The organism is Nocardia sp. CA-119907 (assembly GCF_050955995.1).
Lineage (GTDB): Bacteria > Actinomycetota > Actinomycetes > Mycobacteriales > Mycobacteriaceae > Nocardia.
In genome coordinates this window covers 9,379,835-9,404,986 of record NZ_CP192091.1, presented here as the reverse complement: position 1 = coordinate 9,404,986, position 25,152 = coordinate 9,379,835, and the positions used below count along the sequence as shown (strand labels likewise).

Here is a 25,152-nt window from a genome sequence, read left to right as displayed (position 1 = left end):
CGTCGATTACTCGCGACCCCTGCGGCGCAGCAGTTCGTTCACGCTTACGGTGCGGCCATCGCTGCTGTGGTGGCGGCCTTCGTCGGGTTTGCCGATGCCGCGGCGGTTGGAGCGCAATTCGGCCATCCAGTTTTCGATGCTGCTGCGGCTCTGGTCCGGGGCGTCGTCATTCGATTGCGGGGTGGCGGGCTGTTCGGGCGCGGCGTGGTGGGCCGGGTGGTCCGACGACGCCGTTGGCAACGGTGTGGGCTGGGCCGGCGGCGGTGGCGGCATCGGCGCAGGTGTCGGGGGAAACGGATACGTCGGTTCGGACGCCCCCGGAATCCTCGGCAGCGGCCGCGGTCGAATGACCGGATCGGCCACCGGGCGCACGGACGGCGCGGGCTGCACCGAAGGTACGGGAGGCGCAGCCGGATTCGCCCGCGGCCGCGTCGGATCATGCGGCGCGGCGGCCGGCCGGGGCGGCGCCGGCGGATCCGCCGGGATCTTGGTCAGATGCTGCGTCGGCGCCTCGGCCTCGATCTCCTCGATCGTGCGCGGACGGCGCGGGCTGCGGGTTCGGGTCGTGGCGTTATCGGAGAGCGCGGGCATCTGCATCGTCGGCGGATCGGTGATCGGCGTGGTCTTGACCAGGTCGACGACCTCACCGCCACCGGGCCGCTCATCGTCGAGAATCGGCTCGCCGAGTCCGACCTTCTGCTGCACCTTCTTCATCCACGCCGGTGCCCACCAGCAGTCGTCACCGAGCAGCTTCATGGTGGCCGGGACGAGCAGCATGCGCAGGATGGTGGCGTCGATGAACAGCGCCGCGATCATGCCGTAGGCCAGGTACTGCATCATCACCAGATCGGAGAACGCGAACGCGCCGGTGACCACGAGCAGGATGAGCGCCGCGGCGGTGATGATCCGCCCGGTCTGCGCGGTACCGATGCGCACCGCCTCGGTGGTCGATGCCCCCTGGGTGCGCGCCTCGACCATGCGCGACAAGAGGAATACCTCATAGTCGGTCGACAGACCGTAGATGACCGCGATGATCAGCACCAGCACCGGCGACATGATCGGCTGCGGGGTGAAGTTCAGCAGGCTCGCGGCGTGCCCGTCGATGAAGATCCACGTCAGAATGCCGAGCGTGGAACCCAATCCGAGCGCGCTCATCAACGCGGCCTTGATCGGCAGCACCAGTGAGCCGAAGGTCAGGAACATCAGCAGCGTGGTCACGAACAGGACCAGCGCGATCATCCACGGCATCCGATGCAGCAGCGCATCGATGCTGTCCTTCTGGATCGCGGGCTGACCGCCGACATACATCTGCACGTCGTCCGGAATTTCGAGGGAGCGCAGATATTCGATGGTCGGATCCGCGTTCTCCGAATCCGCGAGCGTCGCGCTGGTGCGGAACACTTCCTTGTCCGTGTTGGACTGGGCGGGCACGTCGAAGGTGCCGTTCAAGCCGGGCGCCTGTTTGGCCGCAGCCCACACTTTGCCGACGTTACTGCTGTTGTCGGAGACGAAGACCAGCTGGATCGGATCGGATTTGCGTAGCGGGAAGATCGAGTCGAACTTCGCCTGCGCGAGCCGAGTCGTATTGTCCGGCGGCAGATACCGCTCGTTGATACCGCCGAATGCCAGATTCTTGACCGGAATGATCAACAGCAGCAACAGGATGCAGATCGGGATGGCGATCTTGAGCGGATGCTGCATCACCCAGCGGGTCGACTTGCCCCAGAAGCCGTTCTCGACTTCCTCGGCGGTCTTGGTCTTGCGGAATCGCTTGAGCCCGAGCATATCCACCCGCGACCCCAGAATGCTGAGCATCGCGGGCAGGATGGTGATGGCGGTCAGCGCGGCCAGCGAGACGGTCGCGATGGAGCCGTAGGCAATCGATTTGAGGAAGCCCTGCGGGAACAGCAGCATGCCGCCGAGGCTGGCGATGATCATGGTCGCGGAGAACACGACGGTACGACCCGCGGTCATCACCGAACGGCGCACGGCTGCGCGCGTGTTGTAGCCCTCGGCGAGTTCCTCGCGGAACCGGCTCACGATGAACAGGCCGTAGTCGATGGCCAGACCGAGGCCGATCATCGAAACGACCGGCGAGACAAATGAGTTGACCTCGGTGAACTCGGTGGCGAAGCGCACGATGCCCCAGGCGCCGATCACCGTGAGACCACCGACGATCAGCGGCAGCGCCGCCGCGACCACACCACCGAAGATGAAGAACAGCAGCACCGCGACCGCGGGGATGGCCAGGATCTCCATCCGCTTCTGGTCGGCGGCCATGGTGTCGTTCAGTGTGCCCGCCACCGCCTGCAGACCCGCGACCTGCACATCGACGCCCGGAATGGCGAAGGCGTCCTTCACTTTCCGGAAGTTGCGCACCATATCGGTGTCGTTATCGCCCTTGATGGCGATCGAGGCGAAGGTGTACTTCTTATCCTTCGAACCGAACGTCAACGGTGACGCCGGACCGGTTTCGGTCTGCCAGTAGGCGCCGTTGATCTTGGAGATCTCGTCGGGATGGTTCTTCGGCAGGCTGTTGAGGCTGTCGACAATCTTCTGCCGGAATGTGGGATCGTCGATCGTCTTATCGTTCGGCGCGGTGTACAGCACGATGACATCGCTGTTGTGATCGCGTCCGAACGCCTCATCGGACATCTTCGCCGCTGTGGCCGATTGCGATGTCGGGTCATCCCACCCGCTGGAGCTGAGATGGTCTTCCAGGCCGAGGCCATAGCCGCCAAGTGCCAAGAGTCCGGCCGCGACAATGCCGATGACGGCGAAGCGCAGTCGGTAGACCAGATCGCCCCAGCGTGTGAACACTAAGCGACTCCTTGGGCAGGGCGAGAGGTGAGCAGCGCCGACAGCGGCCGGAACGGCTGCAGCCAGGCACCCTCGTCGGGCAGCGAGTCGAGGCTGACCCTGGGCAGCGGTTCACGGAACACGCCCGGGATGTCCTCGAGGTCGATGAATTCGAGGGTATCGGATGTGACGGCCCAACTCGCATGCTCACGGAAGCCGAGTATCTGAACAGGGATTCCGTTGGCGGCCAATCGTTCGAGTGGTTCACGAAACGCCTGGCCGTCGGCGGAGGCGACCATGATGCCCGCCAGTCCGGCGCCGCGACTGCGTAGCTCGATGTGCGCGAGCATATCCGCGTCGACATCGGAGTCCTCATCGATCTTGGGCTTGGCGAAGACCGCGTAGCCGACATTGCGCAGCGCCTCCACCCACGGCCGCACCACATCCGCGGTGCCCGGCGCGATATTGGTGAAGACGGTGGCTTCCGGCTCGACCCGGGTCACGCTGCCCACCGATAGCTCGGCGGTGCGTGCGAGCAGCCAACGGCCCAGCGCGTCGAAGCGGGGTCGATAGGCGGCGGTCGGACGGCCGCCGAGGATGGCGCCGAGTCCCATATCGAGATTCGGGGCGTCCCAGACCAGCAGCACCCGACGCACATCGGGGCCCGCGGCACCGATCACCTCGGTGCCGGTGCCGTGCATTTCCCCGGCAACATCCACGACGTCACTGATGCTCATGCTTTCGCCTCGCTGGGGCTCGGCTCCGGCATGGCCGTGATGACGGCAGAGCTAATCACTCGCTCGCTGCGCTCGCTCATCATCCGATCTTCCCCCATATGAACTCGTTGATGGCGCTTCCTGCGCGATGTGCCTTGCCCTCGAATTTGGTGACCGGCCTTTCGAAGCCGATCGGCGCGCTGTCGCGATGCTCCGCGCTGTGTCCGCCCGTAGTCTCGTTCAGGCCGATGAGCTGTGGTTCCGCCGCGCCTACCGCGGCGATGAACTCCGCGTAGTCGGCGTGGTCGGTCGCGACGTGCAATACGCCGCCCGGGCGAAGGCGATTCGCGATCAGCGCCACCGTCGACGGCTGCAGCAGCCGTCGCTTGTGGTGCCTTGCCTTCGGCCACGGGTCAGGAAAGAAGACCCGGACACCGGTGAGCGACTGCTCAGCAATCATGTTTTCCAGCACGTCGACGGCATCGCCGCGCAGTAGGCGGATGTTGTCGATGTGCTCGCGCTCGATGCGCTGCACCAGCTGGGCGAGGCCGGGCTGGTAGACCTCGATGCCGATCAGGTTCAAATGGGGTTCGGCCTGTGCCATCGCGGCGGTGGCGGTGCCTGTGCCACAACCGATCTCGATGACCAGCGGGGCCTGGCGGCCGAACCAGGCCGTGGCGTCCAAAGGTTCATCGGCCACATCGCGGCCGATGCGCGGCCAGGTGCGATCCCAGGATTGCTGCTGGGTCGCGGTCAGCGCACCCCGGCGCGAGCGGAAGCTCGTTACTCGGGGGTACAGGCGGGAGCCCGAGCCCTTTCGGGATCCACGGTCCGCCGGAGCCGAAGCTGTGGACGGCGGTCCGGGAACTGACTCGGCAGTGTGGTTCGCGGCGTCGTTCACGCGGTCCATTGTCCAGCATCGGATGATCAGGGCGGCAAGCGGCCGCTGGCGATTGCCTGTAGGTCGCTCGAAAGGCGCCGTCGGCGACCTGCTCGCACGGGCCAGCCAGCTGTTCGCGGCTGGCCCACTCGCCCCGCTCAGGCGGCGCGCACGCGGCGGATTCGCCTCGTCGGCGCGGTCTCCTGGCGCAGCGGTTTGCCCAGTGCCACTTTGAGCGCGGTCCCGATCATCTCCACCAGCCCGCGCACCCCGGCGGGTGAGGCCGCGACCGACCACACCGTGCTGTCGCTTTTTTCGTGCACCGGTTGCCCGGCCAGCCGATCGCTGAGCCAGTCCAGACTGATCGGGGTGGCCAGCGGGAGCAGTGAGAAGTGCTCGCTGAGCCGATCACGCACATAGGTGACCTGTGCGCCGCCCCGCCGATACCGCTCGACCTGGCCGTCGACGCCGTCCATGTGAATGATCTGGTCGTGCACCGGCTGCACGACGAGCAGCGGACAGGTCGGGATGGAGTGGCCGAGCCGCAGATCGGCGAGCATGGCCTGCAGATCGGGTGCGGCGAGCACCTCCTCGAGCGGTCGGGTCAGATGGTGACCGACATCTCTATTGATGAGGCCGAGTATCGCCGCGAACGGTGTCGCCCGTTCGGCGCGTTCGATCAGTCGATGCCCCTCGGCATCGCAGTCGCTGTCGAATACCGCGGCCAGCGCCGGATATAACCGGCGCAGCGCCGCGACCACGATCGCGGGCAATCCGGCGTAGTGCCCGCCGTTCAGCCTGGTGAAGACCTGTCCGGGATCGCCGACCGGCGCACCGAGCACGGCGCCGACGATATCGATTTCCGGTGCGTAGGTCGGCGCCATCTCGACCAGCCAGGAACTGGCCATGCCGCCACCGGAATAGCCCCACACCGCGACCCGGGTGTCGGGCCGCAGACCGAGCGGCCCGAAGCGCAGTGCCGCGCGGATCCCGTCGAGTCCGCGGTAGCCGGGCTCGCGTGGTGCGCCGAAGTTACCGTGCGGACCCTCGTGATCGGCGATGCTCACCGCCCAGCCCCGGCGCAGGGCATTGGCCAGCAGCATCCATTCGAATTGGGTGACCGAGCCGAGCGCATGGGAACCGCGGCGCAATGCGTACGAGGGCGAACATCGCTCGGCGACCGCGTCCATGGCGGTCTGGAAGGCCAGCAGCGGGCGGTCCTCGTCCGGCTCGGCGTCCAGCGGCAACAGCACCGTGGTGATCGCCGCCTCCGGTGCGCCGTGCAGATCGCAGCTGCGGTAGAGCAGCTGCCAAGCCGAGACCTGCTGCGGCACAAGGCCGAACAGTGCGAGTTCGACACGGCGGCTACGCAGGATGGTGCCCGGCGGACGGGACGCGAAGCCCTTCGGCGGCCGCAGGAACGGATCGGCACTGGGTAGCAGCGGTTTGCCGGACGCGTCCGGCTCGCCAGCACCGACGACATCGACGGCCACGGCAACCTCCTCATCAAAACCTGTACGGAACGCGTTCCGCCGGTCGGCAGGCTATTCGATTTGCGGCGCTCCCTGAGGCTTTGCGTGATTATGTAAGTTTTGTTCTTTGGGACCGTCGTTCGTGCCGCTGGCTCGAAAAGTGAAGCCGCACACCGATTGTGGTGACGACCATCAGGTCAGATTAAGTGACCGCGGGTATCTGTGGGAACCCCGAGGTAGGGGGCTTGTCATCGCACTAGACTGCGCGCATGAGCAGACCGACTGTGTTCATTACCGGTGCGGCGGCGGGTATCGGCCGGGCCACGGCCCTACTTTTCGCTGCACAGGGGTACCACGTCGGCGCCTACGACATCGATGAGGTGGGCCTGACCAGGCTCGCCGCCGATATCCACGCCACCGACGGCAGCGTGCGTACCGGGGTGCTGGATGTGACGAACGACACGCACTGGACCGAACGTCTCGCCGAGTTCCATGCCGATGAGCAGCGGCTCGACATCCTCATCAATAACGCGGGCATCCTGCGCGCGGGTCCGTTCGAATCGATCGACCTCGCCACCCACCAGGCGATTGTCGATGTCAATCTCGGCGGGGTGATCGCCGGCACCCATGCGGCGTTCGCCTATCTGCGCGATACGCCGGGTGCGCAGGTGGTGAATCTGTGCTCGGCCTCGGCCATCTACGGTCAGCCGGAACTGGCCAGCTACGGCGCGACCAAATCGGCGGTCAAGAGCCTCACGGAGGCATTGGATCTCGAATGGGAACAGCACGATATCCGGGTGATCGCGGTGTGGCCGCTGTTCGTGTCCACCGCCATGGTGGACGGGGTGGAGACGGCCTCGACCAAATCGCTCGGCGTGCGCCTGACCGCCACGGATGTCGCGAACGGAATCTGGGACGCGACCCGCAAGCGCGGTCGGCTGCCGCGCGTGCACTACGAAATCGGCACGCAGGCAAAGGTACTGGCGACCGCCGCCAAATACGCGCCCAATTGGGCCGTGCGCACCGCGAATAAATACTTCAGCGGCAGCTGATCCTTTCCAGCGATCGGCGACGCGGTCGCCGCGGCGTGCCGACCCGGTCGAGCAGTCGCTGCGTCCGCGCGATACCGCGGCCCTGAGTCTGCAAGAATTGCGCACCGAAAAGGGGGTGCTCAGCTTTGCCGATAGCCACCGAATCCGACGGGCCCCGGATCCGACCGGGGGGACCCGCGCGGGAACTCGACCAACTCGACCAACTGCTCGCCACGCTGCGCTCGGGGGCGGATCCACGGATCGTGGGCCAGGTGGGGGCCGCCATCGCACGATGGCGGCGGCCGCCGCGCATTCAGGTGACCGGCCGCGCGCACGCCGGTCGAACCACCGTGCTGCACGCGCTGGCGCTGATGTCGGCGGTGGAGACCGCGCCGGTGGACGAGCCGGGGGTAGCCGATCCCGATCTCGACGCCGACATCATCGTCTACGTCCTCTCCGGCGCGCCGCAGCCCGCGGACCGGCGGATACTCGCGGAACTGCCGCCCGAGCGCACGGTCGCGGTATTGAACAAGGCCGATGCGATCGGATCCCGGTGGGGCGATGCGGTGGCCGCCGCCGAGCAGTACAGCGGCGGCCTCGGGACCGTCACACTGCCGGTGGTCGCCTCCCTGGCCGTGCGCACCAGGGCCGGTGCGCTGAGCGAGGCCGAGATGGTCACGCTGCGCCGCCTCGCCGAGACCGCGGATCCCGCGCTGACGCTCTCGCCCGATCTGTTCGTCGCGGCCTCGGCCGGTCCCGATGTCGCCGAACGCGAGGAACTGCTACAGCGATGGGACCTCTATGGCATCACCTGTGCGCTGGCCGCGCTGCGCCAGGACCCCGATCTCGGCCCGCACGCGCTGCTGCAGATCATGCACGCGGCCAGCGGTATCGATCCGCTGCACCGCCTGCTGCACCGCCGCTACGACCAGGTCTCCGCGCTGCGCGGCGGCGAATTGCTCGACGAACTGACCCGGCTGGCCGCACGCGCCGTCCCGGTCGACGGCGCGAACACCCGGGACGTGCTGGAGGACTACCTCTTCGGCGATGACGCCCGCTGGCTCGGTCTCTGCGCGGGCCTGGCCTATCCCGAGGTCGCCCATCTCGCCGCCGGATATCGCACGCCGGCACCGGCCGATGCCGACGATGCCCTGGCCCGAGCCGCCCGCTGGCGTGCCGTGGTCTCCAGCGATATGTCGCCCGGCGCCCGCCGCGCCGCCCTGCGCGTCCACAACGGCTACATCCGCCTATGGGAACGGATGAGCAGTGCCGGACTCTGAACAACCGGACGCGGGTGCGCCGGTCGGTGCGCCCGCGGCAGTGACGCCGCCCGATGCGGAGAAGCCGACGCTGACACCGGAGGTCGAGGCGGTCGTCGCGCGGTGGAATCCGCAGGGGACGGCGCTGTTGCGGGCGGTGCGGGGGACGGGGGTGGCGTCAGCGGTCACCTTGATCGGGCCCGATGACGCGAATACCAGCTTGTTGCGCACGGAGTTGGCGCGCTTCGAGCCGCGGATCGCACTGTCGGATCCGGTGCCCGATGCCAGTGCCGCGGTGGAAACCACCTCGCCGTCGGGCACCGCGCCATCGGCGGTCGCGCTCATCCTGTTGGACGCCGGTAGCGCCCTCGGCGCGGACACGCTGCACCTGGTGGATCGCCTGCGGACCGACGGCACCTGGATCCTGCTCGCCATGAACGGCATTCACGCCTATCAGGACTGGCGGGCGGTGCACGCGCACAATCTCGAGCTGCTCGCCGGGCAGGGCATCGACGATCTGGAGGTCGTGCCGGTTTCGGCACGGCTCGCGGTGGCGGGCCGCGCGGCGGGGGACGCGAGTCTGCTCGACCGCTCCGGACTCGGCGCACTGCACGCCGAACTCGTCGCCGCGACGGCGGGCGCCGAATCCGATGACCGCGTCACCGCCGTCACCGCGCGGGTGCTGGCCGATACCCGCAGGCGGGTCGCCGAACAGGTCGCGGTGCTGCGCGCGGGTGCGGCGCCGATCCAGTGGCGCGAGGAGCGCGCGGTCCTGCTCGCCGGGCGCGACGGCGGCCGGGCCACGGCCATGTCCACCTTGCGCAGCCAGCTCCACCTGGCTCGGGTCGATCTGATGACCGATGTCGGGGCCAGGGTGCGGGCACTGCACACCGCCGCCCGCGGCGAACTCGATCGGCTGCGCCGCGCCGAATTCGGTGGCTATCCGGAACGGCTGCAGCAGGCGGTCAACGAGCTGACCACCGCCCTGGACGGCACCATCGACCAGCGGCTCTCGGAACTCTCCTCCCGGCTCGGCGCGGCACCGGAACAAGACCGCGGCATACCACCGCGCTGGCGCGATCCGGCACCCCGCGTCGGCCCGGATCCGGAGCCGAGGCACCGGGGTGTCGAAGATCACCTCATGATCGCGCTCGGCGCGTCCGCCGGAGTCGGCATCGGACGCTTACTGGTCGCCCCGTTCTCGCTGGTGCAGGCGCTGGATTTCGCGACCGTTCCGGTGACGCTGCTGCTCGGAGCCGGTGCGGCGGCCTGGGTGGTGCGTGCCCGCGGTCAGGTGGCCGACCGCGCCCATCTGCGTCAATGGGTCTCCGACGCATTGGTGAACGTGAAGGCCCAGTTGGAGCAGCGCGTGGCCACCGCGCTGGTGGAGTCGGAGACCGCGCTATCTGATCGGGTAATGCGCGCGAGCACCGAGCGAATCGTCGAAATCGACCGTCAGGTGGCCGAATTGGAGGCCAAACTGCGCCGGGCCGCGGCGGAGCAACCCGGACAGCTTGCGGCCTGCGAACGCGACATCACCATCCTCGATCGGTATCGAACATCTTTTGATTAGGTAATTAGTGGGTACTCCTGGGGGAACCCGATTCCGTACTGGTCGTCACATCGCGTTAACCTCTAAAGCAGGAACCTGGGCGTCCGCTCCGTCCTTGTACGCGGTCCAGCCATGGCGCGCTTTCGACTGGTCGTAGCGGGTGCCTTCCCGCCAACGGTGGCGCTCGGTGTGTTCGCGCTGGTCATGGGCCTTACCGTAGCGACTGCTCGCAGGTCGCTCGAAATGGTCAGCCCAGGCGGTGACACCGTGAACCGCCCATCTCAGGAGAGTTTTCATGACCTCAGCGACCATTCCTGGTCTTCGCGATTCCGACGGCAAGCAGCCGACCGAGCACAGCGAACTACTCGCCTGGGTACAGGAAGTCGCAGAACTCACTCAGCCAGAGCGAGTGGTCTGGGCGGACGGTTCCGACGCGGAGTGGGATCGGCTGACCACCCAGCTCGTCGCGGCGGGCACCTTCAAGAAGCTCAACGAGGAGAAGAAGCCGAACTCCTACCTCGCCCTCTCCGATCCCTCCGATGTGGCGCGTGTCGAATCCCGCACCTACATCTGTTCCAAGACCGAGGCCGACGCGGGCCCCACCAACAACTGGGTCGACCCCGCCGAGATGCGCGCCACCATGACCGAGCTGTACCGCGGCTCGATGAAGGGCCGCACCATGTACGTGGTGCCGTTCTGCATGGGCCCGCTCGGTGCCGAGGACCCCAAACTGGGTGTGGAGATCACCGACTCCGAATACGTCGTGGTGTCGATGCGCGTGATGACCCGGATGGGCACCGCCGCGCTGGAGAAGCTCGGCACCGACAAGCCGTTCGTGAAGGCGCTGCACTCCGTCGGCGCGCCGCTGGCCGACGGCCAGGCCGATGTGCCGTGGCCGTGCAACGACACCAAGTACATCACCCACTTCCCCGAGGACCGCGAGATCTGGAGCTACGGCTCCGGCTACGGCGGCAACGCCCTGCTCGGCAAGAAGTGCTACTCGCTGCGCATCGCCTCGGCCATGGCCCATGACGAGGGCTGGCTGGCCGAGCACATGCTGATCCTCAAGCTGATCTCCCCGGAGAACAAGGCGTACTACATCGCCGCGGCCTTCCCGAGCGCCTGCGGTAAGACCAACCTCGCGATGATCCAGCCGACGGTTCCCGGCTGGCGCGCGGAGACCCTCGGCGATGACATCGCCTGGATGCGTTTCGGCAAGGACGGCCGCCTGTACGCGGTGAACCCGGAGTTCGGGTTCTTCGGCGTCGCGCCCGGTACCAACCGCAGCTCCAATCCGAACGCCATCGCGACCGTCGAGGCGGGCAACACCGTCTACACCAATGTCGCGCTCACCGATGACGGCGATATCTGGTGGGAGGGCCTGGAGGGCGAGCACGACCACCTGATCGACTGGAAGGGCAACGACTGGTTCCTGCGGGAGACCGAGACGCTTGCCGCGCACCCGAACTCGCGCTACTGCACGCCGATGTCGCAGTGCCCGATCCTGGCCCCCGAATGGGACGACCCGCAGGGCGTGCCGATTTCGGCGATCCTGTTCGGCGGCCGCCGCAAGACCACGGTTCCGCTGGTGACCGAGTCCTTCGACTGGCAGCACGGCGTTTTTATGGGCGCCACCCTGTCGTCCGAGCAGACCGCCGCGGCCGAGGGCAAGGTCGGCACCGTGCGTCGCGACCCGATGGCCATGCTGCCGTTCATGGGCTACCACGTCGGTGACTACCTGAACCACTGGATCAATGTCGGCAAGAACGCGGATGCGAACAAGCTGCCGAAGATCTTCTACGTCAACTGGTTCCGTCGCGGTGGCGACGGCCGCTTCCTGTGGCCCGGATTCGGCGAGAACTCCCGCGTGCTGGAGTGGATCATCGGCCGGATCGAGGGTTCGGCGCAGGCCGAGCCGACCGCCATCGGCAATGTGCCCACCGCCGCGCAGCTCGACCTCGAGGGTCTGAAGGTCGACCCCGCCGATGTCGACGAGGCGCTGGCCGTCGACGCCGACGAATGGCGCAAGGAGATCCCGCTCATCGAGGAGTGGTTCGAGTTCGTCGGCGATAAGCTGCCCTCCGGAGTGCGCGACGAGTTCGAGGCGCTGAAGGAGCGCCTGGGCTGATAGCGCCCCTGAAACTTATTCGCCCGCACCATTTTCTGAAATGGTGCGGGCGAATTCGTTTATCCAGCAGGTTATTCGGAGTACGGAGCCATCCGGACGAGTTGCAGAAATCCGACACTGTTCAGCAGGGCGGCACGGCCCTTCGGCATCGCCTCGGCCTCGGCTTTGAACGCGGCGACCAGATGCCGCTTGACATCGTGGCGTGGATGCCGCTGTAACAGTTGCGCGACCCAGTCCGGGTCCAGTTCCGGATAGCGCGCCCCCATCACATCCACCGATGCACCCGCCGATACGAATCCGCCGGGATCGCTCAGATCATCGGCGACGCCGGGGGTGATGTGCGCGGCGATCGCGGCCCCGATCGCCTGTGCGCGTTCCGGTTCCGCGCCCTCGCGCACCGCGAACGCCGCTGCCCGTTCGCCACCGGCCACCGCGAAACACCTTCCCGGGGTGGGGCTTTCGAGCTGTAGGTCATGCAGCAGGGAGGCCACATAGACCAATTCGTCGTCGTAGCGAGCGCTGTCGAGTTCGGCGAGCACCCGGCCGAAGAAATAGGTGCGATACGAATGCTCGAGCATATGGATCGACAGCGATTCGCGGGCTTCGGTTTCCGCCGCCTTGGCGAGTTTCGAATCGGGCACCCGCAGTCCCGCGAACTCCAGACGCCCGGTGCCATGTCTTCCGAGCATCCGTTTGAGCTGCGCGCCGCCCAGTTTCGGCAGCGTGCGCGCGACCTCGACCGCCAGTTGCCGGTGCTGCGCGCCGGAGAGCTTCCCTCCGGTCCGCGTCGCCCATTCCCAATCGATGCCAGCAGGCGCACCCACGTCGTTCTCCTTCTCTCGAACGCTGCTCGCTGTTCAGTGAAGCGCCCTGGTCGATCGGCGACGAGTGGCAGATATGCCAGTAACGCTCGGATTTCCGCCAATCCGAGGGGCAGAAGCGCACTTTACCTGGTGCATCCGATTCTCCGGATGGCTGCCAGCCCGAACGGCAGGTTGCCGAGTCGCACCGGGCTCTGCCGGGACGCGGCGGCCGAGATGACTGTTCAGCGGAAGTCGGCCGCGTGGTCTCGTGCCCACTGCGCGAAGGTATGCGCGGGGCGACCGGTGACCTCCTCGATGATGGTCGAGACCTGCGGTGCCGCGGTGCGCCCGGCCTCCCATCCGGCCAGGACGGCATCGACGCCGATCGATGGCATGGTCTTGCCGAGTTCGGCACGCGCCTGTTCGACGGGAATCACCTCGAGGGTGATCTCGCGGCCGATGGCCGTCCCGATGTGCTGGACCTGTTCGCGCAGGGTCAGAGCCTCCGGTCCCCATACCGGGTAGGCGTGGCCTTCGTGCCCCGGTTCGGTCAGTGCGGTCACCGCGAGTGCGGCCAGATCCTTCTCGTGAATGGGTGCCGTGCGGGCGTCGGCATACGGCATCCGGACGATGCCTTCGTCGCGAATCGACCGCTGCCACCACCACAGTGCGTTGGTGGCGAACATGCCCGGCCGGATGAATGTCCAGTCCAGACCGGACTTTTCGATGGCGGACTCGATGACGGCGTGCATCCGGGCAATCGGGTTGTCCGCGGCATCGGCCAGCAGGATGGCCCCGGACGACAGGAATACGACATGCCGCACTCCGGCGGATTCGGCCGCCGCGACGAAACCGTCGATGCCGTCGGGTTTGGCGTAGAGGAATACCCGCTCGGCGCCTTCGAGTGCGGCGGGCAACGTCTCCGGGTGTTCGAGATCGGCCGCGACGACCTCCGCGTCCGGCGGGAAGTCCGCGGCGGCGGGTTCCCTGCTCGTCAGACGGACCTGCTCGCCCCGCGAAATCAGCCCCGCCGCGACGTGGCGGCCGACATTGCCCCTGGCTCCGAAAATGACTGTGATCATGGCGGCAGCGTAGGCCGATGAGCTTACCTCTAGAAAGGACATACCTTAAGGTAAGCTCCGGATATGACGGTACGTTCGCAGGTTCGCCCCGATGCCTGGCCTGACATAAGTGACGCATTTAACAGCGATTGCCCGGCCCGCGAGGTGCTCGACCACATCACGAGCCGCTGGGGAATGCTCATCCTGACCGGCCTCGGCAATGGGCCACTGCGGTTTTCGGAGTTGAACGCCATGATCGGCGGGATCAGCGAGAAGATGCTGTCGCAAACGCTGCGCACGCTGGTGCGGGACGGACTGATCGCACGCACCGTCGAGCCGACCACCCCGCCTCGCGTCAGCTACGAACTGACCGCACTCGGTCAGGGTCTCGCCGAGTCGCTGCAGCAGTTTCTGGGTTGGATCCGGCAGAACACGGTCGAGGTCATGGCCGCCCAGCGCCGCCACGACCGGCAAAAGTGATAGTTTCGCGAATTCGACACTGCCGCAGTCGCTTTCGCGGTTGCCGAGCCGTATCGCCATGAGCGTCCACACCCGCGGTCGAGATCTGTGGCGTAGCGGTACTTCTCGCCGGGTGCGGTGATCTCGGCGAATCGGGAGCCGCCGCCTTCGATCGCGAGTCGGTCCACGCTCAGTAGCAGGACAACAGGCCGATCGTCGAGTGCGTTCGCAGCGTCTCGGGCTCCGCGGTTCGCGGCATAAGAACTGCCTGCGGCAGCGGCTAGCGCACAGGATGTGAGCTGCGTGTTGCCCACCGGCTGCGCGCCTCGGCCGCCAAGGCGTGGCTTGTTCATGGTGGCGAGGGCCGCCTGGCGGGAATAGCAGCAATACTCGGATTCATGCCAGACTGAGGATGTGAAGCAGGTAGTCGCGCTGGCGCTGGACGGGGTAATGACCTACGACCTGGCGTGCGCGGTGCAGGCGTTTCGGCACGGTCCGGGCAAGACCGGTGAGCCGGTGGGGTTCGAGATGCGGACGTGCGGGGTGCGGCCGGGGCCGGTGTGGACGCCGAATGGTTTCGGGCTCGAGGTGGACGACGGACTCGAGGCGCTCGAGAGCGCCGACATCGTGGTGGTGCCGGGGATCGGACTGCCCACTTGGCCGCCGCCCGAGGAGGTGCTGGATGCGCTGCGGGCCGCCGCGGCACGGGGCGCGACAATGGCCAGCATCTGCACCGGCGCATTCATTGTGGCGCGGGCCGGACTGCTCGACGGACGCCCCGCCACCACCCACTGGGCGTATTGCGATGAATTCGCCGAGCTGTTCCCGGCGGTCAAGCTCGACCCCGGCGCGCTATATGTCGACGACGGTGACGTGCTCACCTCGGCGGGTCTGTCCGCGGGGATGGATCTGTGCCTGCACATCGTGCGCCGCGAACTCGGCGCGGGCGCGGCGGCGGAGCTGGCCCGCTGGAATGTGACGCCGCCGCACCGCGAGGGCGGCCAGGCGCAATACATCCCGGATGCCTTGGGCGCCAATGACTTCCCCGGCACGCTTGCCGCCACCATGGCCTGGGCGGCGGCGAATCCGGCACAGGCGCAGGATGTTTCGGCGCTCGCCGGGCATGCGTTGATGAGTGAGCGCACCTTCATTCGCCGCTTCAAGGCCGAGGTCGGCAGCACGCCGCGGCGTTGGCTGGAGGCGCAGCGCACGGTACGCGCTCGGGAATTGCTGGAGACCACCGAATTGCCTGTCGAAGTCGTTGCGGCGCAGTCCGGGTTCGGCAGCGTCACGGCGCTGCGGGTGCATCTGCGCGCGGCCACCGGTACGACGCCCGCCGGATATCGCCGGTCCCTGCGTCGCTAGTCGGGTCGATATCGAGGGTGAGAGCGCAATCGCCGGGCTGCGAGCCGGCAGTGTTCCAGATCGCCGGACCTGGGGCGGCGGGGTGCGCTACCGTTGATTTGCCCGAACAACATTTCGGGGTCGGTGCCGGGGATGCGATGTGTGCCCGGTAGTGGCCTATGCTTTGCGAGTACTCCGTCTCATAACCGACCAGTGCGATTGCTTAACGTTAACTGCGTGACCTGATATCGACTGAACTACTTCCCTTTTCGACTCGTAAACCCGCATCGTCGCGGCCAACGATGAGATCGACGCGCGAGAGGTGGTTGGAGCAATGACCGATCTGGATACCGGCCCATTCGCGATGCCCCAGGTAGCCGAAATCGAGCTGGCGACGGCGAGTACGCCGCTGCGGCGCGCCGCCGGCCGGTTGCAGGCGGTACTGCCGCCCGGCTGGCGCGTCGAAATAGTCGACGCGCCCGGTGCGCGGGGCGTCCACAGTGCACCGGGTAGCGGTCGCCAGCCCGTTCTCCGGGTGGTTATGCCGGATCAGTAGTTACCCGGTCCACCCCAGCGGCATCAGCAGGGACTTCTGTTCGCAGAACGCGTCCAGACCCTCCGGCCCGTTCTCCCGGCCGAGGCCGGAGGTCTTGTATCCGCCGAAGGGGGAGCCGGGATCGAACGCGTACCAGTTGATCGCATAGGTGCCGGTACGCACCCGCGCCGCGATTTCCGCACCGTGCTCGATATCGGTGGTCCAGACCGAACCGGCCAGGCCGTAGACGGAGTCGTTCGCGATGGCCACCGCCTCGTCCTCGGTCTCGTAGGGGATGACCGACAGGACCGGGCCGAAGATCTCTTCCTGTGCGATCGTCGACTTATTGTCGACATCGGCGAAAATGGTCGGCTCGACGAACCAGCCGCGATCCACATCCGCCGGACGTCCGCCGCCGAGTACCAGCCGCGCGCCCTCCTCCTTGCCCTTGGCGATATAGCCCTCGACGCGATCGCGCTGACGTTCGGAGATCAGTGGGCCGAAGGTGGTCGCCGGGTCGGTGGGATCGCCGGTCTTCAGCGTCTTCACGTGTTCGACCAGCGCGTCCAGGATTTCGTCGTAGCGGCTGCGCGGCGCGAGGATGCGGGTCTGCGCGACACAGCCCTGGCCGCTGTTCATCAGGCCGGAGAAGGCGAGCACCGGAATGTTGGCGGCGATATCCATATCGGGCAACAGGATTGCCGCGGACTTGCCACCGAGTTCGAGTGACACGCTCTTGAGCTGACCGGTCGCGATCGCGCCGATCTTGCGGCCGACCTCGGTGCTACCGGTGAAGGTGATCTTGTCGACGCCCGGATGGGAGACGAGGTATTCGGCGGCGTCGGCCTCGGCGGGCAGGATCGACAGCACACCCTCGGGCAGGCCCGCGTCGGTGAAGATATCGGCGATCTTATTGGCGGTCAGCGGGGTCAGCGGCGCGGGCTTGAGCACGATCGTGCACCCGGCGAGCAAGGCGGGCGCGAGCTTATTGGCCGCGAGGAAAAGCGGCACATTCCAGGCGGTAATGGCCGCGACGACACCGCGCGGCTCCCGCGAGACCCGCGAGGTGCCGAACATGCCGGTGCGGGTTTCGTTCCAGGGGAAGGACTTTGCCAGTCCGGCATACGAGTCGAGCGCGGCCACCGCCGGAATCTGGTTGAGCGTCATGGCGATCATCTGCGGTGCGCCCATCTCCGCGGTGAGCGTGGCGAGCAGATCGGCCGAACGCTCCTCGATCAGACGCGCGGCACGCGACAGGACCTGGGCACGTTCTTCGGGCGGGGTGGACGGCCACGGACCGTTGTCGAAGGCGTGCCTGGCGGCGGCGACGGCCGCGTCGACGTCGGCGCGGCCCACCACCGGGACGCTGCCCACCGTCTCGACCGTTGCGGGTGAGATGACCTGGAGGCGCTCGGTGGAGGCTGGCGCGGTCCAGCGGCCGCCGATGAACAAGCTGTCGTAATGCATGAGAACACGTTACAGTTTTGCGGCCCGATTGTCTGTAACCTGTTTCAGTTTTCTGTTCGGACAGCTTTCTGAACAGGGCGAATTCCAACCTGTCGGTTCGCTTTCCAGAGAACGCACTATTGCGTTCTGTTGCTGCAAGGGTCATGCTGTAGCAACAGTTCAGCTCGCTCGATTCGTTACGCAATTGGGGAGTCCGAGTCATGGCGGTGCAAGTAATCGGCCGGTCGCTGATGACCAGTGACCAGACCGAGCATCAGGCTAAAAGCGTCGGCGCGGGCGGGTGGGTGGTCTCCTTCCTGCCGGGCCGTACGCTGACCATCGAGCAGGCAACCGCGGCGATGCAAGCCGCCGAGGCAGTGGCGGTTGTCGGTCTGCTAGCCGATCAAGTCGGACTAACCACCCTGGAGACGGTCGGCCTGGCGATTCAGGAATCGCCTTGGGCCGCAACGGCCAACGCGTGCGGGCGTAGGAGCTGGCGACGGGGCTGGCTGGAAAAGTAGTCGCACCCTACTTGGTTGCCACTACCACCAGATTGCTCACCAGTAACTCTCGCAGTATCGGTACGTGAACCACCCACCAGGCCCACCGCGGATGGTAGCGCGGGAATACGGTGCGCACATCGGCGGAAGTGGTTGCCGCCCAACGCAACCCATCGGCGGCGCCGACCGCGAACAGCGACTTTCCGAAGCGGTTCTTCGGTTCCCGGCCGTTCTTGCGGCGGTACCGGCGCGCGGCGAACTCGCCGCCGAGGTAGTGCCACGGACCGGTTTCGTGACCGCCGAACGGGCCGTGCCACACGGTGTACGACAACACGATCAAACCGCCGGGGCGGGTCACGCGCACCATCTCATCGGCCATGACCCATGGCTGCGGCACATGTTCGGCGACATTCGAGGAGAAGCAGATATCCACGGCGTTGTCGCGAAACGGCAGAGCCATGCCCGAGCCGCGCACCGCGCCGGGCACCGACAGTCCGGCGGCATGCATCTCCGACGGATCGGGTTCGACCGGGATGTAGCGCGCACCGGTCTTGACGAATTCATCCGCGAAGTAGCCGGGGCCGCCACCCACATCGAGGATCGTCGCGCCGTCGAGCCTCCTGCCGGTGATATCGGCATAGAAATCGCCGATCATCGCGGCGCTGTCGGCGGCAATGTCACCGTAGAACACTGCCGGATCGGTCTGCTCGAACCGGAAACTGCCGAGCAGTCGCAGCGACCGGCGCAATGTCGCCCGCCGCGCGAACCGGGACAGGGACGGCCTGGTGCGCCGTGGGGCGTGCGCCGCCACGGCCTCGGCTGGCTCGCTTTCAGCTCTCGGCACGGCGCAGAGTCTCGCACAGAGCCGATGAGCCGCTGCTGTCCCGCCTGCCCCGGGTGGGAATTCCGCATCGTGCGGCGGGTCGATGCGGTGCGAGCTGGCTGGACGGGTGCACGGGTTAGGGTGTACGGCGATATCCGTCGTCCCGGCCGGGACCTGTCGACCGAGAGAAGCTCCACCGTGCGCGAAGTCCTCCTGCTGTGCTGGCGTGACTCCGGGCACCCGCAAGGCGGCGGCAGCGAACGATACCTGGAGCAGGTCGGGGCCCAGCTCGCCGCGCGCGGGGTCAAGGTCACCCTGCGCACCGCCCGCTATCCGGGTGCGCCGAAACGGGAGCGGATCGACGGCATCGAGATCAGCCGGGCGGGCGGGCGATTCTCGGTCTATCCGCGCGCGCTGATCGCGATCGCCCTGGGCCGACTCGGTATCGGGCCGCTGCGCGGGCTGCGCCCGGATGCGGTGATCGACACCCAGAACGGGATCCCCTTCTTCGCTGGCGTCGCGGCCGACGCCCCATCGGTGGTGCTCGTGCATCACGGACATCGGGAGCAGTGGCCGGTCGCCGGACGTTTCGTCGGGCGCATCGGCTGGTGGATCGAATCGCGGCTCTCGCCCCGCGTGCATCGGCACAACCAATACCTGACCGTTTCGCTGCCCTCGGCCGAAGAACTGACCACGCTCGGCGTGGACGGGTCGCGGATCGCGGTGGTCCGCAATGGCGCGGAACCGGTTCCTACCGACGCGCCGACCGGCTGCGCGGAGACCCGCACGGATGATCCGCGCATTGTGGTGCTGTCCCGGCTGGTGCCGCACAAGCAGATCGAAGACGCGCTGAACGTGGTGGCCCGACTCCGGGAGCGGATCCCCGGCCTGCGGCTGGATGTGATCGGTGACGGCTGGTGGGCGGACAATCTGAAGGCCGATGCCCGCGACCTCGGCATCGCCGATGCGGTCACCTTCCACGGCCACGTCGATGAGCGGCGTAAACACGAACTGCTGGCCCGCGCCTGGGTGCATGTGCTGCCCTCGCGCAAAGAGGGCTGGGGTCTCGCGGTGATCGAGGCGGCCCAGCACGGCGTGCCGACCATCGGCTACCGCAGTTCGCGCGGACTCACCGATTCCATTGTCGACGGTGTGACCGGGGTGCTCGTCGACGATGTCGGCCAGCTCGGCGACGCCGTCGGGGAACTGCTCGACGACACCGAGGCGCGTGCCGAGATGGGCGAGAAGGCGCGGGCCCGCGCGCGTGAATTCTCCTGGGAGCAAACGGGCAACGGTGTGTACGAGGTGCTCGCGGCCGCGGCCCGAGGCGAGTACACCTCGGGCCTCACACCGCCGGGACCCTGAGCAGCCGCGGTCCATGATCGCGGCGGTCGGACCGTCGCGGACGACGAATTCGGATCGGATTGCGAGTTCGATGTGCGTGCCAGGGCCGGGCCGTCGCGGATGAGGAATTCGGATCGGCCCGCGAGTTCGATGAGCGTGCCAGCGGCCAGCCGTCGGGAATATCGGCGAATCGGCCCTCGGCACGCGATCTCGGCGATGGTGACGGTGCTCTCGTGCGCGTGTGATCGCCCGCTGCTCCCGTTCGGTGGACAGTGGCGGCGTGTTCCGCTAGGCGGTGGAATTCCGCTGTGCCATTGGCGGATACAGAGTGTCGCAATCCGGGATTGATGCGTGCCAGCGGTTTTCAGGAGGGTGGCCGCAGTAGGGCGGCCAGCAGCAGTCCGCCGACGAGCAGTGCGGCCCAGATGAGGTGGGCGGCATAGGCGATTACCCGCTGGGTGGTGTGCGATTCGGCAGGCCGGTCGGTGGTGCCGGGGACTCGATACAGTGCGAGTCCGGAGTCGGTGTAGACCGTCGTCAATTGGGTGAGTGTTGCTTTCGACTCGTCGAGTGGTCCGGGAGTGGTGCGCTCGACCAGGACCCAGCCGACACCGAGGTCCGCCAGCTGCTGTGCCGAACCCCCGTGCAGCAGTATGGATTCCACTTCCCGGGCTTTGGCTCCTTCACCGGCGACCGTTCGACCGTGCACCGGGAGTTCGCCGGTCTGCAGCACGTCACGAGGCAGCATTCGCGGTGCCGGATCCAATACCGGCGCTCTGCCGCTGTACGGAAATTTCCGGAACATGCCCCCGGGCAGCACCGCGATATCGCCCGGGCCATCGATCCGGTCGGCGACTCGCTGCCAGCTCACTGGATAGTGCACCGGGCGCAGTTGATTGCCCACGCCCCAGGCAAGATCGAACAGCGGCAGTACGAGCAGTGCGATGAACAGCGCTGCGGTCAGCGACATTGCGCTTGTTCGTGAGTTCTGGGCGGGCGGTTCGGTCGACGCGTCTGGGGTGAACCACATGGCAACGGTTCGGCACCCGGCCGCGGCGCACAGCGCGTAGGCGGGCATTGCCAGTGCCACGTACTTCTGTGTGTCACGCAGCAGCCCGGTGCCGGGCACGGTGGTAACGAGCCATTCCATGGCGCTCATGCCCCACGATGTCGCGCCCAAGGTGGGTAGTACGACGGCGACGGCCGCGAGTATCAGCAAGGCGCGGCGAATTCGGATATTCGCGCGATCGGTCGCGGTGGTCTCGCCCCCGAGTTTCGTCGAATGGGCTGTGGCTGATTCGGATCCGACATGGGCGGCGCGGCCGGTCGGGGCTGTGCTGCCGGGTTCGATATCGGTGGGAGATGTGGACCGGGTTCGGGTGTTGTCGCTCGTTGCGGTGTTCGGCTCGGGTTCGGCGGGTGTCGAATGAGTTGTGGCGGTGGCTGATTCGGTATTCGGGGCAGTGGCGGCTGCAGAGTGGGGCGGGATGGTGCCGGTCGTGGACGTCTTCTTGGTCCAGGCGGCGCGGATGCCGGTTGCCACGAGGATCAGGAGTAGGGCGGTGCCGATCAGGGCCAGTGGGGTGGTGCGGGAAATCGGGACCGAGTCGGCGTTCCAGATGCCACCGAGTCCGGCCAGGCTGCCGAGGGTGCCGAGGGCGGGTTCGGCGCGAGCGGCGAAGGCGGCGATTCCGGCCGGGTCGGAGGGTTCGGAGCCGGCGCCGGACAGCGCTGTCGCGGTCAGCCACGGCGCGGATGCGGCCAGCAGGAGGGCGAGTGCGCCGAGGAGGTTTCGACGTCCGATCAGCACGACAGCGGTGCAGCCCGCGAGCAATGCGCCGGTCGGAGTGAGTCCTGCGGCGGCGAAGCATGCGGCCAGTGCGGCCCACGCGGCGGCCGTACTCCTCGTCGTGTCCTTCCTGTTCGCATGGTGGAATCGCGCGCGGCGACCGACCGCAGCTGGTGCGGGAGTGCGATTCCGAGGTGCCGCACCGCCGATTGGGTCGGCGCGGTTTGTGTCGGTCGGCGCGATCGGTTTGTCTGCGTCGGGTTGGTTGAGTGCCGTGTTGCTGGGTGTGGCGTCGGGCGCGTCGGGTTGGTTGAGTGCCGTGTTGCTGGGTGTGGCATCGGGCGCGTTGGGTTTGTCCGCGTCAGGCTGGTTGAGCGCCTCATTGCCGGGCGCGATATTCGGCGCGCTGCGTTGGCGAATTCGGTAGGCGGCCAGCACGGTCCACGGCAGTGCGGCGTAGCCCGTCAGCAGACTCCAGTGGCCTTGCAGCAGACGTTCGGCCACATATGGATTCCACAGGGCGACGGTGACCGCGACCAGTTGCGGTCCGGTCGATACCCGGAGCAATTCGCGGGCCAGCACCGCCGCGCCATATCCCGCCGCCCACAGCGCGACGACCAGGATCGCTTTGACGATCAGTCCGCCGTCGACGATCGGTGACAGCGCGGCGAGCAGCGCGTCCTGCGGCACCGCGCGCGGGGCCGCGGCACCGAGCCCCAGCGCCGAATCCGTCGGATAGGAGCGCGGCGTACTCACCGCATCGCGCAGCAATAGATAGCCCGGCCCGAGCAGTGGACCGGCAATGAGCAGCGACAACACCCCGCTGTACCCGGCCGGCGCGAACCGCACCCACCGTGCGCACCGAGCCGGCCAGTCACTCACGCGTGCACCCTACGTTCCATACCCGAACCCACCCGCCCCCGGGCCATACCCACCCCGGCTCCGGGCCTACGGAAAGTGCGTACCAGCGCGCCGGCCGCCGCTGCGCCGATCGCGGTATTCGGATGCGTCTCCGTGCCTGGATCTCGCACGCGAGAGCCTGTCGGTGGGGGGTGTGAGTGCGGGTGGGTCTGTTGGCGGGGTGTGTGGCCTGGGACTTGCGGGATGCGCCGCTGTTCCGATTGCGGTGTTCGGATGCGTCTCTGTGCCTGGATCTCGTACCCGAGAGCCTGAGGTGGCGGTGTGTGCGGGTGGGTCTGTTGGCGGGGTGTGTGGCCTGGGACTTGCGGGATGCGCCGCTGTTCCGATTGCGGTGTTCGGATGCGTCTCTGTCCTGGATCTCGTACCCGAGAGCCTGAGGTGGCGGTGTGTGCGGGTGGGTCTGTTGGCGGGGTGTGTGGCCTGGGACTTGCGGGATGCGCCGCTGTTCCGATTACCGTGTTCGGATGCGTCTCCGTGCCTGGATCTCGCACGCGAGAGCCTGAGGTGGGGGGTGTGCGCGGGGTGGATCTGTCGGCTGGGGTGTGTGGCCTGGGAGTTGTCGGGATGGGTGTGTGCGGGGCTCGGGGGTGTGGGTGGGACGATTGCGACGTGCCTGCCGTCCGTCGTCTACCTGTTGTGGCGGATCTGACGTTGGTGACGGCTGGGGCGATGACGGCGAATGTGGCGGGGTATCTGCTGCAGATGCTGGCCAGCCGGTGGTTGGGGGTCAGCGGATACAGCGAGTTCGCGAGTCTGCTCGCGGTGCAGTTGCTGTGCGCGGTGCCGGCGCTGGCATTGCAGAATGTGGTCGCCCGGGAATTGGTGCGCGGCGCGAGCGTTTCGGCACTGCGTCGGTTGCAGTGGCGGTGTGCGGTGATCGTCGCGGTGGTCGCCGCGGCGCTGGTCCCGCTGGTGACCGCGGTGCTGAATGTCGGCGTGGTCGCCTGCGCCGCCGCACTCGGCGCGGCCCCCGCCCTTGTGCTGCTCTCCGGCGGACAGGGCATCCTGCAGGGCGGCAGACGCTTTCGCGCATTGGCAATAGTCCTCGGCACGGCCGGTATCGCCCGCGTAACTCCGGCCCTCGTGGTCCTCGCGTTCGGCGGCTCCGCCGCACCCGCCCTCTGGGCCGCAGCACTCGGAATCATCGCCGCCGCCGCCCTCGCCCGCTACACCGCATCCACACCCCCACCCCGCCCTCGCCCCACAGTCGATACGGGAACGGCACCGCCTCCCCACGATGGCTCCGAACCACCGGAATATGGGATCGGTTCCGGCGACGAGCCGACGCATGGGGTTGGCTTTGACAAGCTGAAGCGTGGGGTTGATTCCGGGGAGGTGGCGCGTGGGGTTGGTTCTGGCGAGGTGGCGCGTGGGGTTGGTTCTGGCGAGGTGGCGCGTGGGGTTGGTTCTGGCGAGGCGGCGCATGGGGTTGGCTCTGACGAGCTGAAGCGTGGGGTCGGTTCCGGCGAGGTGATGCGCGGGGCTGGCGCCGGCCGATCGACGCAGGGAGTTGGCCCCGATAGATCGACGCGTGCGATCCGGTCCGAAGGAATGCGTGGCGCCACTCGGTGGGTGGTGCGGTTGTGGGCCTGGGGTGCATCTGCTGCCGCGGATCGGGGCGCCCACGCAGTTGGGGTGGTTCCGGTGTTGCGGGCGGCGCAGGTGCAGGCGGCGTTGATGGCGTTGTCGTCGGCCGATTTGATTGTTGCGCGGGTTGTTTTGGGGGAGGCGGATGCGAGTCGGTATGCGCTGGGGGCGATTGCCGCGAAGATCGCGTTCTGGCTGCCGCAGGCGGTGGGGGTGGTGTTGTATCCGCGGATGGCGCAGCCGACGCATTCGGCGCGGGCGATCCGGGATGCGCTCGCCGTGCTGTCCGGCATCGGGATCGTCGCGGTAGTGGGTGCGGCGGTGGCGGCACCGGTGGCGCCGCTGTTCGCGGGACAGGACTATGCGCCGATCCAGGGCCTGCTGTGGCTGTTCGCACTGCAGGGCGCCATCCTCGCGGTGCTCCAGGGCGCACTGCTCTCGGCGATCGCGGTAGACCGCACCGCCCTCGCCGCACTGACGTGGCTCGGCCTCGCGGTCGAGCTGGTCCTGATGATCTCCTTCGCCCGCTCGGTACCCACCCTGATCACCACCGCCGTCTGCGTCGCGGCCGCCACTACCGTCCTGGTCGCACTCATCGTCCTGCGCACCGCCGACCGCTCCCCATCACCCACCTGACCGCTCGGGTTCGCTTGCGATCAATTGCTCGGGCGCACCGGCCCGCTTACGACCACCCACCCGAGCG

At 67.4% G+C, this 25,152-nt stretch carries 19 protein-coding genes; 10 read left to right on the top strand and 9 right to left on the bottom strand.

Features of this window, described 5'->3' with window-relative positions:
* Positions 1–6: 6 nt before the first annotated feature.
* The 4 genes from ACQP2D_RS42190 to ACQP2D_RS42175 form a co-directional block, all read right to left on the bottom strand.
* Positions 7–2,820, bottom strand: a complete 2,814-nt coding sequence (locus tag ACQP2D_RS42190) for an MMPL family transporter (RefSeq protein ID WP_433681463.1) — start codon at positions 2,818–2,820, stop codon at positions 7–9.
* A complete protein-coding gene (locus ACQP2D_RS42185) occupies positions 2,820–3,500 on the bottom strand; it encodes an NYN domain-containing protein (RefSeq protein ID WP_433685936.1) in 681 nt (226 codons plus the stop codon). The genes ACQP2D_RS42190 and ACQP2D_RS42185 overlap by 1 nt, the downstream gene beginning before the upstream one ends.
* 115 nt (positions 3,501–3,615) lie before the next feature.
* Entirely contained in the window at positions 3,616–4,425 is an 810-nt protein-coding gene (trmB, locus tag ACQP2D_RS42180) for a tRNA (guanosine(46)-N7)-methyltransferase TrmB (RefSeq protein ID WP_433681462.1), read from the bottom strand.
* 128 nt (positions 4,426–4,553) lie between these two features.
* On the bottom strand, positions 4,554–5,888 hold the full coding sequence (locus tag ACQP2D_RS42175; protein ID WP_433681461.1) for a lipase family protein: 1,335 nt from the start codon (positions 5,886–5,888) through the stop codon (positions 4,554–4,556).
* A 248-nt stretch (positions 5,889–6,136) separates the two neighbouring features.
* Between ACQP2D_RS42175 and ACQP2D_RS42170 the strand changes: the two genes are divergently transcribed.
* From ACQP2D_RS42170 to ACQP2D_RS42155, 4 genes are all read left to right on the top strand, one after another.
* Positions 6,137–6,919, top strand: a complete 783-nt coding sequence (locus ACQP2D_RS42170) for an SDR family oxidoreductase (RefSeq protein WP_433681460.1) — start codon at positions 6,137–6,139, stop codon at positions 6,917–6,919.
* A 125-nt stretch (positions 6,920–7,044) separates the two neighbouring features.
* Positions 7,045–8,178: a hypothetical protein gene (locus ACQP2D_RS42165; protein ID WP_433681459.1), complete on the top strand. Its 1,134-nt coding sequence runs from the start codon at positions 7,045–7,047 to the stop codon at positions 8,176–8,178.
* Positions 8,165–9,730, top strand: coding sequence for a hypothetical protein (locus ACQP2D_RS42160; RefSeq protein WP_433681458.1), 1,566 nt, complete (start codon positions 8,165–8,167; stop codon positions 9,728–9,730). The genes ACQP2D_RS42165 and ACQP2D_RS42160 overlap by 14 nt, the downstream gene beginning before the upstream one ends.
* A 274-nt stretch (positions 9,731–10,004) precedes the next feature.
* A complete protein-coding gene (locus tag ACQP2D_RS42155) occupies positions 10,005–11,837 on the top strand; it encodes a phosphoenolpyruvate carboxykinase (GTP) (protein WP_433681457.1) in 1,833 nt (610 codons plus the stop codon).
* A gap of 71 nt (positions 11,838–11,908) precedes the next feature.
* Here ACQP2D_RS42155 and ACQP2D_RS42150 read toward each other — a convergent pair whose 3' ends face one another.
* Positions 11,909–12,661 (bottom strand): phosphohydrolase, encoded by a 753-nt coding sequence (locus ACQP2D_RS42150; protein WP_433681456.1) that lies wholly within the window; start codon positions 12,659–12,661, stop codon positions 11,909–11,911.
* Between the two features lie 221 nt (positions 12,662–12,882).
* Complete coding sequence (locus ACQP2D_RS42145) at positions 12,883–13,722, bottom strand: NAD(P)H-binding protein (protein WP_433681455.1); 840 nt, start codon at positions 13,720–13,722, stop codon at positions 12,883–12,885.
* Positions 13,723–13,785: 63 nt separating this feature from the next.
* Between ACQP2D_RS42145 and ACQP2D_RS42140 the strand changes: the two genes are divergently transcribed.
* From ACQP2D_RS42140 to ACQP2D_RS42130, 3 genes are all read left to right on the top strand, one after another.
* Entirely contained in the window at positions 13,786–14,181 is a 396-nt protein-coding gene (locus tag ACQP2D_RS42140; protein ID WP_433681454.1) for a winged helix-turn-helix transcriptional regulator, read from the top strand.
* Positions 14,182–14,574: 393 nt separating this feature from the next.
* On the top strand, positions 14,575–15,525 hold the full coding sequence (locus tag ACQP2D_RS42135) for a GlxA family transcriptional regulator (protein WP_433681453.1): 951 nt from the start codon (positions 14,575–14,577) through the stop codon (positions 15,523–15,525).
* A 313-nt stretch (positions 15,526–15,838) separates the two neighbouring features.
* Positions 15,839–16,060 carry a hypothetical protein gene (locus ACQP2D_RS42130; RefSeq protein ID WP_433681452.1) on the top strand — a complete coding sequence of 74 codons (222 nt, stop codon included), beginning with the start codon at positions 15,839–15,841 and terminating at the stop codon, positions 16,058–16,060.
* Here ACQP2D_RS42130 and ACQP2D_RS42125 read toward each other — a convergent pair whose 3' ends face one another.
* Positions 16,061–17,506, bottom strand: a complete 1,446-nt coding sequence (locus ACQP2D_RS42125; protein WP_433681451.1) for an aldehyde dehydrogenase — start codon at positions 17,504–17,506, stop codon at positions 16,061–16,063.
* Positions 17,507–17,706: 200 nt separating this feature from the next.
* On the opposite strand from ACQP2D_RS42125, the gene ACQP2D_RS42120 reads away from it, so the two are divergent.
* Positions 17,707–18,006 (top strand): hypothetical protein, encoded by a 300-nt coding sequence (locus tag ACQP2D_RS42120; RefSeq protein WP_354956578.1) that lies wholly within the window; start codon positions 17,707–17,709, stop codon positions 18,004–18,006.
* 7 nt (positions 18,007–18,013) lie between these two features.
* On the opposite strand, the gene ACQP2D_RS42115 is transcribed toward ACQP2D_RS42120, so the two are convergent.
* On the bottom strand, positions 18,014–18,796 hold the full coding sequence (locus ACQP2D_RS42115) for a methyltransferase domain-containing protein (RefSeq protein ID WP_433685935.1): 783 nt from the start codon (positions 18,794–18,796) through the stop codon (positions 18,014–18,016).
* A gap of 210 nt (positions 18,797–19,006) precedes the next feature.
* Between ACQP2D_RS42115 and ACQP2D_RS42110 the strand changes: the two genes are divergently transcribed.
* On the top strand, positions 19,007–20,173 hold the full coding sequence (locus ACQP2D_RS42110) for a glycosyltransferase family 4 protein (protein WP_433681450.1): 1,167 nt from the start codon (positions 19,007–19,009) through the stop codon (positions 20,171–20,173).
* A gap of 343 nt (positions 20,174–20,516) precedes the next feature.
* Here the strand turns inward: ACQP2D_RS42110 and ACQP2D_RS42105 are convergent, their stop codons facing one another.
* A complete protein-coding gene (locus ACQP2D_RS42105) occupies positions 20,517–22,823 on the bottom strand; it encodes a hypothetical protein (protein ID WP_433681449.1) in 2,307 nt (768 codons plus the stop codon).
* A 648-nt stretch (positions 22,824–23,471) separates the two neighbouring features.
* Between ACQP2D_RS42105 and ACQP2D_RS42100 the strand changes: the two genes are divergently transcribed.
* Complete coding sequence (locus ACQP2D_RS42100) at positions 23,472–25,085, top strand: polysaccharide biosynthesis protein (RefSeq protein ID WP_433681448.1); 1,614 nt, start codon at positions 23,472–23,474, stop codon at positions 25,083–25,085.
* Positions 25,086–25,152 lie beyond the last annotated feature (67 nt).